Origin of the sequence: Chania multitudinisentens RB-25 (assembly GCF_000520015.2) — a bacterium.
Lineage (GTDB): Bacteria > Pseudomonadota > Gammaproteobacteria > Enterobacterales > Enterobacteriaceae > Chania > Chania multitudinisentens.
Window position 1 is genome coordinate 3,875,097 of sequence record NZ_CP007044.2, and the last position, 14,622, is coordinate 3,889,718.

A 14,622-nucleotide genomic window follows, 5' to 3' on the forward strand; every position below is an offset into this window, starting at 1 on the left:
GGTTGGCCTCCGTATCAGAACTGCAAGTGTTCTGCGCGCACAATCATCGCCAGACCGGAAGAAAGTTGCACACGCACGCCATCTTTAGCGATTTCAAGTACGGTTGCATCCATCGCACTCTTACCTGCTCTGACTTTGATTTCCTGGCCAATTTGCAGTTTAGAGATATCCGTGACTGCCACATGACGCGGCTGGCTTTCCTCTTTTACTGCGATAACACGAGGTTCACGAGCGGGTTGTGGGCGAGTTTGTGTACGTGGTTTGCGGTTTTCTGTTGCAACCCCACCTTCACGACGCACCGCTGTTTTTTTGCCAGCGGGGCGTGGGCGGCGTGGCTCAGTGGCAGCCGTTTCACCCGCGGCTTCGCGTTTTTTGGCGTTTTGCTCAGCACGCTGAGCCTGAACACGTGCTTTGGCTTCTTCAAGCTGCTGGCGTGCATGGTCAACATGCTGCTGTTCCAATTCGCCACAAGGGTTGCCATCCAGGTCAACGCGCTGCGCGCCAACTTTGACACCATACAGATAACGCCAGCTTGAAGTATAGAGGCGCAGAGCAGAGCGTAGCTGTGTTTTGCTGAGATTCTCTTCCTCTTGAACACGCTCTACCAGATCCTGAAAGATACCGATCTTCAGCGGACGCGCTTCACCTTCGGCACTAAAGCAGAGCGGGAAACGCTCTGCAAGAAAAGCAATAACTTCTTTACTAGAGTTCAACTTGGGTTGATTTTCCATGAAATTTCCTGATTACAACGGGTTGCCAACAAGCCGCAGGCATGAACAGGCGTCATTATAATGACGTCTTCGCTAAATGCCACGTTAACCGTAGATCAACTTGCCGTTACAGTGATGTATTTCGCACAATCGCACTGCGCCAATCGTGCGCAAAGCTCCGTCACCACAGCTTTCAGACCAATTTCGTCCTGTTCGTCGAAGCGTTGGTAAACCGTGCTGTCGATATCCAGAACGCCGATGATTTGGCCACCGACCTCAAGCGGCAGCACAATTTCTGCATTACTGGCCGCATCGCAGGCAATATGCCCCGGAAACGCATGGACGTCGCCAACACGCTGTACCCGATTTTCTGCCACTGCCGTGCCGCATACGCCTTTCCCTACCGGAATACGCACACAGGCGATCTTACCCTGGAATGGGCCCAGTACCAGTTGGTTACCCTCCATCAGGTAAAATCCCACCCAGTTAACTTCATCCAGACGCTCATTGAACAACGCGCTGGCGTTGGACAAGGCAGCAATAAAATGGGTTTCCCCCTCCAACAGCGCACCCAGATCACGTTTTAATTCCGCGTAGAATTGTTCTTTCGTCATGTTTTAACCGTTCGTACTCTTAAAGAAACCAAGCTTAACCGTATAAAATAAGCACTAAATACGTATAGCCACAAGATTAATCATCTGTTTCCTCACAAAATCCTACCCCATTGGCTTGGTTTACCCTATAAAACCCCGCTGTGTGGCCCGCTTTTACTTTGCCCAAACCTGGACGAGTTTGTTTTCATGCTACGCTTAAGGAAACCAGTAGGCTTTCCGAGCAGCCTTTTTACTATGAAGATACACGCAATTACCGGCTCAGGATCCAAGGCGCGCTACCAACGCTGTTGCGAATGCGATCTGTTGTTCATCTTACCACCGCTGACAAAAAACCAGGCAGCCTATTGCCCACGTTGTCATGCCAAAATCGTCCATGGCCATGATTGGCCAATGTCCCGCCTGACTGCGATGGCCGTCACCATGCTGTTATTGATGCCATTCGCCTTTACTGGCCCCCTTATCAGCATTCGCCTATTGGATACCCGCATTAACGCCAGTCTGTTAGAAGGTATCTGGCAGATCAACAGCCAAGGCGATCCGATTACGGCCAGCATGGTGGCATTCTGTACTCTGGGGGCACCACTGACACTCGCGCTGTCATTGCTGTATTTACGTTTCGGCCACCGATACGGCATGAATCTGCGCCCAGTATTATTAATGCTGGAACGTTTGAAAGAGTGGGTCATGCTGGATATTTATCTGATCGGGATGGCGGTGGCCGCGATAAAGGTCAAAGAATATGCCGACGTTCAGGCTGGCAGTGCTTTAATCGCCTATTTATTGCTCACTTTACTCAGCATCCTGACGCTGACGCACACCAATCTGGAGCAATTATGGGAACGCTACTACCCGCAGGAACAACCGGTGGGTCAGCCAGAAGCAATGCATGTCTGCTTGGCGTGCCGTTTCACTGGCTACCCAAATGAACATAGGCAATGCCCACGCTGCCGTGCCCCAATCAGTCACCGCCAGCCTTACAGCCTGCAACAAACCTGGGCCGCCTTGCTCGCCGCCATTATTTTACTGATACCGGCCAATCTATTGCCCATCTCGATTATTTATGCCAGCGGAGCACGTATAGACGACACCATTTTCTCCGGCGTAGTTTCGCTGGCAACCTCTGGTAACGCCCCGGTTGCCGCCATCGTGTTTATCGCCAGTATCCTGGTGCCTTTTACCAAGATCACCGTGCTGCTCACCTTGCTATTCGGTATTCATTTCAAAACTTCACACAGCTTGAAAACCCGTATCCGCCTGTTACGGCTGGTCACTTGGATTGGCCGCTGGTCGATGCTAGACCTGTTCGTTATTGCACTCATGATGTCACTGGTCAATCGTGATCAACTGTTATCTTTTACTATGGGCCCAGCCGCCTTTTATTTTGGCTCTGCGGTCATTTTAACTCTCCTGGCCGTAAAATGGCTGGACAGCCGATTGATTTGGGATGCGTATGCAACAGAAAACGCCAAATACACCGATTGAGGCGCTGCTTAAAAACAAACGCCGTGTTTCTCCCTTCTGGTTATTGCCGTTTATCGCCCTGCTGATTACTGGTTGGCTGCTGTACAATAATTTTCAAGAGCGTGGTAATACCATTACCATCGATTTCCAATCAGCAGCGGGGATCGTTGCTGGCCGCACACCGGTGCGTTATCAAGGTGTTGATGTGGGAACCGTGGAAAACATTTCGCTGAGCCAGGATCTGCGCCGTATCGTGGTAGAAGCCAGCATCAAAAGCGATCTGGAAGATGCCTTGCGTGAAGGCACCCAATTCTGGTTGGTGACGCCCAAAGCTTCGCTGGCCGGCATTTCTGGTCTGGATGCACTGGTTGGCGGAAATTACATCGGTATGATGCCTGGCCGCGGCCAACCACAGACCCACTTCATCGCGCTGGATACTCAACCGAAATATCGCCTGAATACCGGCGAGCTGATGATCCACCTGCACGCGAATGACCTTGGTTCATTGAATCCTGACTCACTGGTCTATTATCGTAAAATTCCGGTTGGCAAAGTCTATGACTACACCATTACTGAAAATAACCAAGGCGTTACCATTGATGTGCTTATCGATCGCCGTTTTGCCAAATTAGTGAAAAATAACAGCCGATTCTGGAATGTTTCTGGTTTTAAAGGTGATTTCAGTCTGGAGGGGGCTTCCGTAAAGATAGAGAGCCTAAGTGCCCTGGTTAACGGAGCCATTGCCTTTGACTCGCCCCCCGGTGGCTCACAGGCCAAGGCGGATCAGAACTATGCCTTGTACCCGGATTTAGCCCACAGTCAGCGGGGCGTAAATATTACGCTGGACTTGCCAAATGGCGATAATCTAAATGCGGGTCATACCCCTCTGCTCTATCAAGGGCTGCAAGTCGGTACTCTCACCCGCCTGACGTTGCAACCAGGCAGCAAAGTCACTGGCGAATTGATCATTGATCCTTCAGTCGTCGATTTGATGCGCAGCGGTACCAGGGTTGAAATACACCGCCCGAAAATCAGCCTGAACGATGCCCGATTAAGCCAGTTGCTGACCGGAACCACGCTGGAACTTGTGCCTGGTGACGGCGTACCACAACAACATTTCATCGTGCTTGATAGCAATAGCGCTCTGCTGCAACAGCCGGACGTATTAACAGTCAGGCTAAATGCTTCACAAAGTTACGGTATTGAGGCTGGCCAACCGCTCATCATACACGGTATCAAGATCGGTCAGATCCTGACCCGCACTTTGGCGGATGATGGAGTAACCTTCACCGCTGCCATAGAGGCGCAATACCGCCATTTGATACACCGGGACAGCAAATTCGTGGTTAACAGCCGCGTGGAGGTAAAGTTCAGCCTGGATGGCGTAGAAATGCAGGGAGCCAGTGCACAAGAGTGGCTGGATGGTGGCGTACAGATTCTCCCTGGTAGCCAAGGTGAACCCGCAACCCAATATCCGCTGTATAGCAACCTCGAAAAAGCACAGGCCGGAATTACCGGCAATACCCCAATCCCCACTTTGACGTTGGTTGCTGCCAGCCTACCTGATGTACAGATTGGTTCCGTGGTGCTATATCGCAAATTTCAGGTAGGGGAAATCGTTAACGTGCGGCCAAAAGCCAACGCGTTCGCGGTTGAGGTTTATATCAACCCGGAATACCGCCAATTACTGACCAGTGAAAGCATTTTCTGGGCCGAAGGCGGTGCCAAAATACAATTGAACGGCAGCGGTCTGACGGTACAAGCCTCACCACTGAATCGTGCATTAAAAGGTGCGATCAGTTTCGATAATCTCCCGGGCGTAACATTGGATACCAAGGCCAGAACCGTGCTCTATAGCTCTGAAACCGCCGCACGCGCCGTTGGCAGCCAAATCACCTTACGCACTGACGATGCCAGCAAGTTGTCACCAGGCATGCTGTTGCGCAACCTCGGTATCAATATTGGTCAGATCGAGTCGCTAAAATTGATCCCTGAACGCAACGAAGTGCTGGTGAAGGCAGTGCTCTACCCAGAATATGTGCAGACCTTTGCGCGTTTTGGCAGCCGTTTTGCCCTCGTTTCACCAGAGATTTCCTCCACCGGGGTGAACAACCTCGATACTCTGTTACAACCCTATATTACCGTTGAGCCGGGCCATGGCCGTGCATTGCGGAGCTTCGAATTACAGACAGGCAATATCACGGATTCGCGCTATCTGGAGGGCCTGAGCGTGATTCTGGATGCCACTGAAACCGGCTCACTGCAAATTGGCACCCCGATCTTGTTCCGCGGGATCGAGGTAGGTACGGTCACTGGTTTTTCGCTGGGGGCTATGTCTGACCGGGTTCTCGTTTCACTGCGAATCAGCAAGAAATTCCAGCATCTGGTGCGTAACAACAGCGTATTTTGGCTCGCCTCTGGTTATAACTTGCAGTTCGGTCTCACCGGGGGCGTGATCAGAAGCGGTACCTTCCAGCAGTTTATCCGTGGGGGGATTGCCTTTGCTACACCACCCAGCATACCGCTGGCTCCCCCGGCAACATCAAACAAACACTTCCTGCTCAACACGGAAGAACCGAAAGATTGGCAACTGTGGGGAACTGCGATCCCAAGGGAGTAATGCTTTACCTAGCGGCAGGAGAAGAGAGATTGTGCTTGGCCGATCAAATGTGGCGTTTTTCATGCCGTTGTCTATGCTCATACAGGGCGGCCTCAACTGGTCTTACCTCCCACCATTGGCTTGAGTAAGGAGTTTACATGGGCAAAACCGTTGTAAAAATAGGCAGTTTCGAGGTCGATGATGCACATCTCCTCTCTGCATCTGAACACGCAGCAGGGCACAGCACCCTCGCTATTCCCTGCAAATCCGACCCTGACTTGTGTATGCAACTAGATGGCTGGGATGAACATACCAGTATCCCGGCGACGCTGGATGGCAAACAATCGTTGCTCTACAAACAGTATTATGACCAGCACACCGATGCTTGGGTGATGCGGCTGGAATAGCCGCCATTAAAGCGCGCGGTATTCTATTATTGAACCCGACGCGCTTACGCACGCAACAACCACAGCGTGCGCATGTTGTGCCAGGATGCTGAAGACTGCACAGATTCAAAATGGCAAATCTAATCGCCCTGCCAAGATAGGCTATTCGAACTTTTCAATCACTTTAAAGTACATCAACACCAGCGTCATATCCGGCGAAAACAGGTCGTATTCTTCAAAAAAGCGTTTATGTTCCTTACGCCAGTATGCCAATGAACCATCGCCCTCACCTTCGGCCAACGCGTGATCAGCCCCCACCTGCTCATAAGTGCTCATCTCCACAGCCGTCAGTTCTATCGCACAAACCGGGGCATTTTTACCATCAACCACCACAAAAATGTCGCCAGGCTGTGGAATAGCTTCTCCATCCAGATTGGAACAGGTGGCAGTTTTCCCCCCTTCCAGAACCCGTTTAGCCAAATCGTCCGCCAGTTGTTCGGTATCTCCAAACGCCCAACGCTCTACATCTTCATACTTTCCCGGAACGGCCATTACTTTACCTTTTATGAATTGAGTCACTGATGCATAAAAAGATAGTACACCCTATCTCCTCTCATAGCTGCATCTACCGTATTGCTCAGGTCTGGTGAGATAAAGCCTGAACTTTCCATCCCCTTTTACAGGATTTTATGATAAATCTCTGTGTGTGATGCAATGTAACCTGCGTACTGTGGATCACCACCGCTCACTAGCAGGCACTGAGTAATTTAGAACAAGATGCTGTTCACGCCTTCCGCGATTGACTCAAAATTGTCGCCATAGGCATTGGGTATTGCTGTTCCTAACTGGAATAAGGAGGCGAAATTGCCAAGCAAACGTATGCGTACCAAGCATTGGAAAATGTTTGTGATTCTGATGTTGATCTGCCTAGCCTTGCTGTCATTACGTTGGGCTGCTATCGCCTTTGGTTGAGCACGTTTCCTTATTACCTGTGCCAAACTGCCCATCCTGGTAATTTTCTGCGATGGGTTCCAGCAGTTCCTTCAAATACGCGATGCGGGCTTCACCCTGCAGCAGCCACCAGCGGCTCAAGCAATTCTGTACTTCTGCATGGCGGCTGAGCCGATAATACTCTGCCAATTGTTCTACAAGTTTCATGGGTTCACTCCTCTCTTGTTTGATATCTCCAGTATTGAATGCAAAAAGAAGAAGAAATACTGACAGTTTGTTTTTTATACTTCCGGTTTTACCGGCCATTCCATGTCATGAAGTGGCGAATCTGGCAGGCAACTGCTACATTGACCAAATATCACCCAGCCGAGGTTAGCGATGAAGTTCTCGGAACAGGAGATAAAACCCGTATGGGATGAAGTAGCCCGGCTCATCGGCGACAGCGTGATGCAGCTACGCCATCGCGGCGAAGTTTTATCGGTAGAGACATTGGCCAGGCATCTGACACAACGGCTGGCGGAAAGTCACGATATTGAACGCCGAATACTGATTGGTGCGGCAATCAACATGTTGAAAGATGGAAAGTGAATCGCCAACCGTATGGTTGGCGATTCTGAGTCAAACCGAGGTATGCAAGCCCGGCCTTTCTCAATGTTATAATTGCACATAAACGACCTTGTTCTTAATCAGAATTGTCGTGAAATCGCCCTCAGTAGAAAACGGTATTTGCTGCCGGATAAAGCCGAGGATGCAGCGTTTTTTTATCGTCACCAGGCATCAGCAAAGGTTGCAACGAACGGGCATCAAGCTTCGCCAAACCTGAACGTTTATGACAGCTCACCGTTTTTTCACTGATACAGAGATCATTAGCAACCTGAATTGCTGATTGCCCATTGAGCAACCGATGTAACACAAGCAATTCACGCTGAGTGAGCGCGGTCGTGGTGAATAATTCACGTTCATACATCCCTACTTTGAAGAGAGAAGTATTAAATAATTGTTGCTGCAACTGCTTTGTAGACAGTGAAATATCCAGAAAGGCCCAGATATTTTTGAAGCTACCCAAGTAACGTTGCAATATCTTTATATATTTCCTATCGCCAAGCAATACTATTTTACTGCGCGATGATATTCTGAATAAACAGCCACAAATCAGATCAAGCAATAGCGCTGGAGTATAGTCATCGTGACCGATCACAATAATGACGATATCACTTGCCAACGCTTCATTAGCTTTACTCTCGATATGTTCTCGCATATTGATATCATCAAAGAAGGTAATCATCTTAGGTGAAAACGTATTATTGATTAACGTTTCCAATCCAATGCGAGTAAAGCTACAAGCGCATTGCAGCGCAATTTTTTTCTGATTCATGACATAATCCTAAGCCTTTAATGCGGGCTTAACGTACTTTCCTATGAGGTAATAGTAAAAATTCAATATACCGATACTCATACCGGCCTAAGACGATACATGCTTGAATATCCCCGCCATAGCTCAAGTTGTGGATGTGCTATTCTTCCTGCAACTCAAATGACTCGGGGTGTAACAAGCCAATAAAACACAGTGAATGACTCATTACTCTTATTGTCTTTAACAAATAATCAACCAGGGAGAGGGCTTTATAATAAATGCCTTTCCTGTCATTCAACAAAGAAGCAAATCAATATGATGTTTTTTGTTACGGGGAAAACAAAGAGGTAAAAGCCATTACATTCAAGATACTCCCCGTTAACGAAATGCAGAATAAGATTTATCTTGTGAAATAAAAAGATGATATTTTGCTTTGCGATATACTTATATCTTATCAGTGCAAAAAAATCGCTATAGAACATACTGATAGTTATTTTATACCCCGAATTGTCAAGACGAAAGTTACTATACATGACTAAACTTGACAATTTTCAGCCAGTTGGATAGGTGGTAACGGCCATAATATGGTAACAACATTATATTCATCCTGCTGCCAGTTGCAGACGTGTCAGCTTTGTTACTCGCCTTCCCTCCCTTATGGCCGTTATAAGTAGTGACCTCTGTCACAAAATAATAATGTTAACGTTAACTTGTGTGATTAACATCGCAATCAGAGCCGCATGATGTTTATTTAAGCAAAGTTAACGTTAACAATGAATTTATCCCCCTCATCAAGGCTTTCACATGAACCGCAAAACAAAAAAATATTATGTACTTCTCAGTGGTTTGCTGTTCTTTTTTTTCTTCACCTGGTCATCCAGTTTTTCACTGATTTCTCTCTGGCTGAACCAGAAGATTGGTCTGCAAGGGGCTGAAACTGGCCTGATCTTCTCGGCTATTTCCTTGATCGCACTGTGTACCCAACCGCTATACGGTTTTGTGCAGGACAAACTCGGGCTGCGCAAACACCTATTGCAATTTCTCGGTGTCATGCTGCTGCTCACCGGGCCGTTCTTTATCTATGTTTACGCGCCGTTGCTAAAAGCCAACTTGCTGCTTGGGGCTTTAATTGGTGGGATATTTATCGGAGCAACCTTTTTCGCCGGTATCGGCGCGCTGGAATCCTACACCGAACGCGTCAGCCGTATTATGGATTTTGAGTTTGGTCGCGCTCGTATGTGGGGCTCACTCGGCTGGGCTTCTGCCACGTTCTGTGCCGGGTTTATCTTTAACATCAATCCGAACATCAACTTCTGGTTAGCTTCCGCCTCTGCCGTGCTATTCCTGCTGTTGTTAAGCCAGGTACATGAATTGAAACCCAATGCCATGGCAAGCCTGGAATTCGGCAAACCGGAAAGCCTGCAACTACAAGATGCCCTAGCCTTGCTGCGGTTGCCGGGTTTTTGGGCGTTGGTGGTATTTGTCCTCGGCATCAGCGTTTACAATGTATTTGATCAGCAATTTTCCGTGTATTTCGCTTCGCAGTTCCCCACCCGGCAGCAAGGCAACGAGATGTATGGCTTCCTCAATTCCTTACAGGTGTTTTTAGAAGCGGGCGGGATGTTTTTGGCCCCTCTGCTCGTCAACCGCATCGGTGCCAAACGGAGCCTGCTGTTAGCGGGGGCTCTTATGACATTACGTATGATCGGTTCCGGGTTGGCAAGCGGTGCGCTGATGATTTCCGCCATGAAACTGCTGCATGCCGTCGAATTACCGCTCCTATTGATTGCCATTTTCAAATATATCGCCACCCGCTTCGACAGCCGCCTATCTTCTACCTTATATCTGGTGGGTTTCCAATTCATCACCCAGGTAGCGGCCAGCGTCCTTTCGCTGTTGACGGGGTATAGCTACGATCGCTTCGGCTTCGCCCAAACCTACCTGCTGATGGGCTGTGCCGTTGCCTGTACCACTCTCATTTCCTGTTTCCTGCTGCGCGGTGAACGCCCAGCATCACAATTTCAACCCATCATTAAATCAAGCGAGCCGACCTAATGAAAAAATCTCTAGCTCAAGCCGAACACGCCGTTGAAATTCTGCGTGCACAGCGTCAAGACGATTATTACCCACGTTTTCATCTGGCCGCACAGGCGGGTTGGATCAACGACCCTAACGGCCTGATTTATATTAACGGGGTTTATCATGCCTTCTACCAGCATCATCCTTACGATGAAAACTGGGGGCCGATGCATTGGGCGCACGCCACCAGTCACGACCTGGTGCACTGGCAACATCAGCCTATCGCACTGGTGCCAGGCGATGATTATGACCGGGACGGTTGTTTCTCAGGCTGTGCGGTTGATGACAATGGCGTACTGACGCTGATTTATACCGGCCACATCTGGCTAGATAAATCCGCTGATGACGATCAGGTACGCGAAGTACAGTGCCTAGCCGTCAGCCACGACGGCGTGAATTTTGTTAAACAGGGGCCGGTACTGGCGCCACCGGCAGGTATTCAGCATTTCCGCGACCCCAAAGTGTGGCGCACTGCGGGCAGTTGGTGGATGGTGGTCGGTGCCAAAGAGAATGGCCTCGGTCAAGTCCGGCTATATCGTTCTTCTGATCTGCGCGACTGGCAGTTCGAACGCATTATCGCCCAGGCGCAAAATACGGCACAGGGCTACATGTGGGAATGCCCGGATTTATTCCCGTTGGGTGAACAGCAAATGCTGTTATTCTCACCACAAGGGCTTGCTGCGCAGGGTTACCGTAACCGCAATCGTTTCCAGAGCGGTTATCTGCTGGGCCACTGGCAGCCAGGGCAGAATTTCACCATTAACCAACCTTTCTGCGAGCTGGATGCCGGGCATGACTTCTATGCGCCACAGACCTTCACCGCCGCCGATGGCCGCCGCATGCTGTTTGCCTGGATGGATATGTGGGAATCCGCGATGCCGTGCAAAGCGCACGGTTGGGCAGGTGCCTTAACCTTGCCACGGGAACTGACGCTGGATGCCCAAGGAAAAGTGCTGATGAATCCAGCCCGTGAATTGAGCGCACTACGAGGGGAACAGCAACAGTTTGCTACCCTACAGTGCCACAATCAGCAGCACATTCTGGGCGATAACCTGCATGAACTCACACTGACCGTGGATCTGGCCACCAGCGAAGCAGAACGTTATGGCGTAGCTATAGGGCAAGCGGCTCGCGTTTATATTGACAATCAAGCCCACCGCTTGGTTTTGGAGCGTTTTAGCTCTGATCCGAGCCTGTGTGGTTGCCGTAGCGTACCGCTGCCGGAGGGAGACACGCTGACTTTGCAGATTTTTGTTGATCGATCTTCACTGGAAGTGTTTGTCAATCAGGGAGAAGCCTGCCTGACCAGCCGTATTTATCCTGCGGATGGCGATCGCCAACTCAGCCTGTTCGCTGAAGCAGGCAGTGCACAGTTTGCTGATATACAAGCATGGGAATTGGCCACTATCTGGTCGTAAAACTCTATTCGCTTCTGCCTGGCCGGGCAGAAGCACGCTTTCACATCGAGCCACGCAGTAACAACGGGCAGGCAACCCGCACCGTATCTTTGTGCGTAAGCTGATTAATCAAATGCAGTGCCGCCTGCCGCCCCAGCTCGTAGTGCGGTAACTGCACGGTGGTTAACGGCGGCTGGAACAACTCGCCAATCCCCACCATATTGTCATAACCCAATACCGCCACCTGTTCAGGGATTTTCCAGCCCTGGGCCAGCAGGGTTTGATAAACCAGAAACGCCACCCGGTCATTACCACACACCACCACATCACAATCCTGCACTCCAGGTGAGAAGTGACGCTCTATAATAGTGACGGTGTCACGATAGTGCTCATCCCCATCACTGAGATCCAAATGATATTGGCGTAGCTGGCCAATATCCCCACCCGCTTCGTGCCAGGCGCGCTCCAACCCACGCCGCCGCAGCCCTGCTGCCAAAGTGCTTTCCGGCAATTGAATGCACAACGGCGCACGGTAACCACGGGCGATCAACGCACGCATAGCCTCGTACTGGCCCTGCTCATCATCGGGAATATAACTGGCGACCGAATTCTCTGGGCTAATGCAGTTTGCCAATACCAATTGTTTATCCAGCAACTTGGCTGGAATAGTCACTCGGCGTAGCCCCATGGTGGTAAAAATCACCCCATCTGGCCGATGCGCCAACAGCAAATCCACCGTTTGTTCGGCATGGTCGTCTGCAAACAGGTTGACCACAAAGCTGTTCCAACCCTGTTCGCGGGCGGTTTTTTCAATCGAGAGGATCATTTCAACCGAGAACGGCGTCGTTGCCGTATCCAACGCCAGCACGCCGAGGGTTTTCACCCGCTTGCTATCGCCACGGATGCGCCGGGCCGCGAGATCCGGCACATAGTCCAGTTGGTCAATAGCCTGTTTTACGCGCTGGTAAGTATCCGGCCGCAGTTTACCAGGTTCGTTGATGGCGCGGGATACCGTCATCAACGACACGCCAGCGAGTTTTGCAACATCTTTCAGCGAGGCCATGCGCCCTTCTCTTTCTGGAATAGAAAGTCAGATAATCCCATAACTTAATCACAGACTCTAGCGCGCCTTAGCAGGATGTGATGGCTGCCCACAACGCAATCGCCCCTTCTCCTTCGGGTAAAATACGCAGCGAACGCTCTTGCGCTTGCCACCAGCAACCTTGTCGTTGCCCCAAACAGTTACCATCGTCCAGTTGCCATTCCCCTTGCAATACGTACAACACACCCGCCTGCGCTACCGGAACAATTACCCCAGCGGTGATGCGCTGAACATCGGCTCTGCACCGCCCGCGCCGCGTCATGATGTTGAAGTCCTGACTGCTTCCTCCCAGCAAAAATGCCTCCAATGCCAGATCGCCGGAAAAAGCGAATGGTTCACCAGGATGCTGCAAACGGTGATCGAGCTGGCCTGCGCTATACAGATGCACCCCGTCGCCTTCCAGCAGGGTAATTGAGCGATCAATGCCGTTAAAGGCCGAAAACGGGCCATCGTGTGCGATAGTGGCAATGCTGGCGCGCCAGTCAAAATCGACACTGCCCGGCGGCTGGCTGGTGATTTCACGGGTTTCGCCACCGCCATTGCGCCATGGGCTGACCGGCAGACTGGCAAAGTCGAAACGGTTCAGGCTCATCATGCCTCCTGCTGCAAGGTTTTCAGCACTTGCAGAAACTCGGCGCTGCTTTGTTGTTGCAGCGCGTGACATCCCTGCTCAATCACCTGTCGGCCAGCGACAAACACATCGCGGATCTGCTCTTTACCCCCGGCAAACAGCCAGCGGTTGAGGATCGATGCGTCCGGTGCCGCAGCCAGATAGGGATCATCACCATCCAATACCAACCAGTCCGCACGATAACCCGCGGCCAGTTTGCCAATCGCTATCCCGCAAGCCTGAGCGCCGCCCTGTAGCGCCTGCTGATAGAGTACATCACCCACCGCAGGCTGCTGCGGGGTAGTCAAGCGATTACGGCGCTGATCGCGCAGCCGTTGGCCATATTCAAACCAGCGCAGCTCTTCTACCACGCTCAATGAAACATGGCTGTCTGAACCGATCCCCCAGCGCCCTTGGTGCTGCAAATAGCTGTCACCGGGGAAGATACCATCACCCAGATTGGCTTCGGTGGTTAAGCACAACCCAGCTACCGCTTTACTACGGGCCAGTTGCTCCAACTCTTCACGATCCAGATGGGTGGCATGCACCAGGCACCAGCGGCTTGTCACTGGCAAATGTTCATACAACCAGGCCACCGGGCGCTGGCCACTCCATGCCAGGCAATCGTTAACCTCTTTTTGCTGTTCCGCAATATGGATATGTACCGGTAATGCCGTCTCAGACACCGCCAAAATCTGCTGCATCTGGTCGAGTTCAACCGCACGCAGCGAATGGAAACAAAGCCCATGATTCTGTAACGGTTGCCCGGCCAGTTGGCGGGCAATCACCTGTTGCTGTGCCAGATAACTTTCCACATCCTGAATAAAACGCTGTTGCCCCGCCTGCGCGGGCTGGGCACCAAACCCGGCATAGCTGTAGAGCACCGGCAACAACGTCATGCCAATCCCCGCCTGCTGTGCCGCCTGGCCGAGGCGACCAGTCATTTCACCACGATCGGTATAAGGTTTACCGTCTGGCGCATGGTGCAGATAATGGAACTCTGCAACCTGGGTATAGCCACCCTTAAGCATTTCGATATACAGTTGGCGGGCAATAACCCCAACCTGCTCTGGGGTTAAACGCTGCACCAAGCGGTACATCAGATCGCGCCAGGTCCAGAAACTGTCTTGCGGATTACCCGCTACTTCTGCCAACCCGGCCATTGCGCGCTGGAAAGCATGCGAATGCAGGTTTGGCATACCCGGCACGGCATCACCATGCAGGCGGATACAATCTGTAGGTTCTGTATCAGAGGTGACCTGGGTCAGTTGGCCGTGCGCATCCACATCGAGCCGCACGTTGTGAGCCCAACCGGACGGGAGCAGTGCGCGAGGAGCAAAATAAGCAGGCATAGCAGTA

The 14,622-nt window shown here is 51.0% G+C and carries 14 protein-coding genes; 7 read left to right on the forward strand and 7 right to left on the reverse strand.

Annotated elements, in window-relative coordinates; genetic code table 11:
• Nucleotides 1–14: 14 nt before the first annotated feature.
• Together proQ and Z042_RS16950 are read right to left on the reverse strand one after the other, a co-directional pair.
• On the reverse strand, nucleotides 15–731 hold the full coding sequence (gene proQ, locus Z042_RS16945) for an RNA chaperone ProQ (RefSeq protein ID WP_024912986.1): 717 nt from the start codon (nucleotides 729–731) through the stop codon (nucleotides 15–17).
• Between the two features lie 95 nt (nucleotides 732–826).
• Entirely contained in the window at nucleotides 827–1,324 is a 498-nt protein-coding gene (locus Z042_RS16950; protein WP_024912985.1) for a GAF domain-containing protein, read from the reverse strand.
• A gap of 234 nt (nucleotides 1,325–1,558) precedes the next feature.
• On the opposite strand from Z042_RS16950, the gene yebS reads away from it, so the two are divergent.
• From yebS to Z042_RS16965, 3 genes are all read left to right on the forward strand, one after another.
• Nucleotides 1,559–2,806, forward strand: a complete 1,248-nt coding sequence (gene yebS, locus Z042_RS16955) for a membrane integrity lipid transport subunit YebS (RefSeq protein ID WP_024912984.1) — start codon at nucleotides 1,559–1,561, stop codon at nucleotides 2,804–2,806.
• Nucleotides 2,775–5,405, forward strand: a complete 2,631-nt coding sequence (locus tag Z042_RS16960; RefSeq protein WP_024912983.1) for a PqiB family protein — start codon at nucleotides 2,775–2,777, stop codon at nucleotides 5,403–5,405. The genes yebS and Z042_RS16960 overlap by 32 nt, the downstream gene beginning before the upstream one ends.
• Before the next feature lie 137 nt (nucleotides 5,406–5,542).
• Nucleotides 5,543–5,791, forward strand: coding sequence for a DUF1480 family protein (locus Z042_RS16965; RefSeq protein ID WP_024912982.1), 249 nt, complete (start codon nucleotides 5,543–5,545; stop codon nucleotides 5,789–5,791).
• 141 nt (nucleotides 5,792–5,932) lie between these two features.
• On the opposite strand, the gene Z042_RS16970 is transcribed toward Z042_RS16965, so the two are convergent.
• Nucleotides 5,933–6,322, reverse strand: coding sequence for an ASCH domain-containing protein (locus Z042_RS16970; RefSeq protein ID WP_024912981.1), 390 nt, complete (start codon nucleotides 6,320–6,322; stop codon nucleotides 5,933–5,935).
• 363 nt (nucleotides 6,323–6,685) lie between these two features.
• On the opposite strand from Z042_RS16970, the gene Z042_RS26900 reads away from it, so the two are divergent.
• Nucleotides 6,686–6,742, forward strand: coding sequence for a hypothetical protein (locus Z042_RS26900; protein ID WP_417903540.1), 57 nt, complete (start codon nucleotides 6,686–6,688; stop codon nucleotides 6,740–6,742).
• A gap of 357 nt (nucleotides 6,743–7,099) precedes the next feature.
• Entirely contained in the window at nucleotides 7,100–7,309 is a 210-nt protein-coding gene (locus Z042_RS16980) for a hypothetical protein (RefSeq protein WP_024912979.1), read from the forward strand.
• A 121-nt stretch (nucleotides 7,310–7,430) separates the two neighbouring features.
• On the opposite strand, the gene Z042_RS16985 is transcribed toward Z042_RS16980, so the two are convergent.
• Entirely contained in the window at nucleotides 7,431–8,096 is a 666-nt protein-coding gene (locus tag Z042_RS16985; protein ID WP_024912978.1) for a helix-turn-helix domain-containing protein, read from the reverse strand.
• 783 nt (nucleotides 8,097–8,879) lie between these two features.
• Here Z042_RS16985 and Z042_RS16995 point away from each other — a divergent pair.
• Nucleotides 8,880–10,130, forward strand: a complete 1,251-nt coding sequence (locus Z042_RS16995) for an MFS transporter (RefSeq protein WP_024912976.1) — start codon at nucleotides 8,880–8,882, stop codon at nucleotides 10,128–10,130.
• On the forward strand, nucleotides 10,130–11,572 hold the full coding sequence (locus Z042_RS17000; RefSeq protein ID WP_024912975.1) for a glycoside hydrolase family 32 protein: 1,443 nt from the start codon (nucleotides 10,130–10,132) through the stop codon (nucleotides 11,570–11,572). Before Z042_RS16995 ends, Z042_RS17000 begins: the two co-directional genes overlap by 1 nt.
• Before the next feature lie 40 nt (nucleotides 11,573–11,612).
• On the opposite strand, the gene Z042_RS17005 is transcribed toward Z042_RS17000, so the two are convergent.
• The 3 genes from Z042_RS17005 to Z042_RS17015 all read right to left on the reverse strand — a co-directional run bounded on the left by Z042_RS17005 (nucleotide 11,613) and on the right by Z042_RS17015 (nucleotide 14,615).
• Nucleotides 11,613–12,614 (reverse strand): LacI family DNA-binding transcriptional regulator, encoded by a 1,002-nt coding sequence (locus tag Z042_RS17005; RefSeq protein ID WP_024912974.1) that lies wholly within the window; start codon nucleotides 12,612–12,614, stop codon nucleotides 11,613–11,615.
• A gap of 67 nt (nucleotides 12,615–12,681) precedes the next feature.
• Nucleotides 12,682–13,245, reverse strand: coding sequence for a HutD/Ves family protein (locus tag Z042_RS17010; protein ID WP_024912973.1), 564 nt, complete (start codon nucleotides 13,243–13,245; stop codon nucleotides 12,682–12,684).
• Nucleotides 13,245–14,615, reverse strand: a complete 1,371-nt coding sequence (locus Z042_RS17015) for a formimidoylglutamate deiminase (RefSeq protein ID WP_024912972.1) — start codon at nucleotides 14,613–14,615, stop codon at nucleotides 13,245–13,247. Before Z042_RS17015 ends, Z042_RS17010 begins: the two co-directional genes overlap by 1 nt.
• Nucleotides 14,616–14,622: the final 7 nt, after the last annotated feature.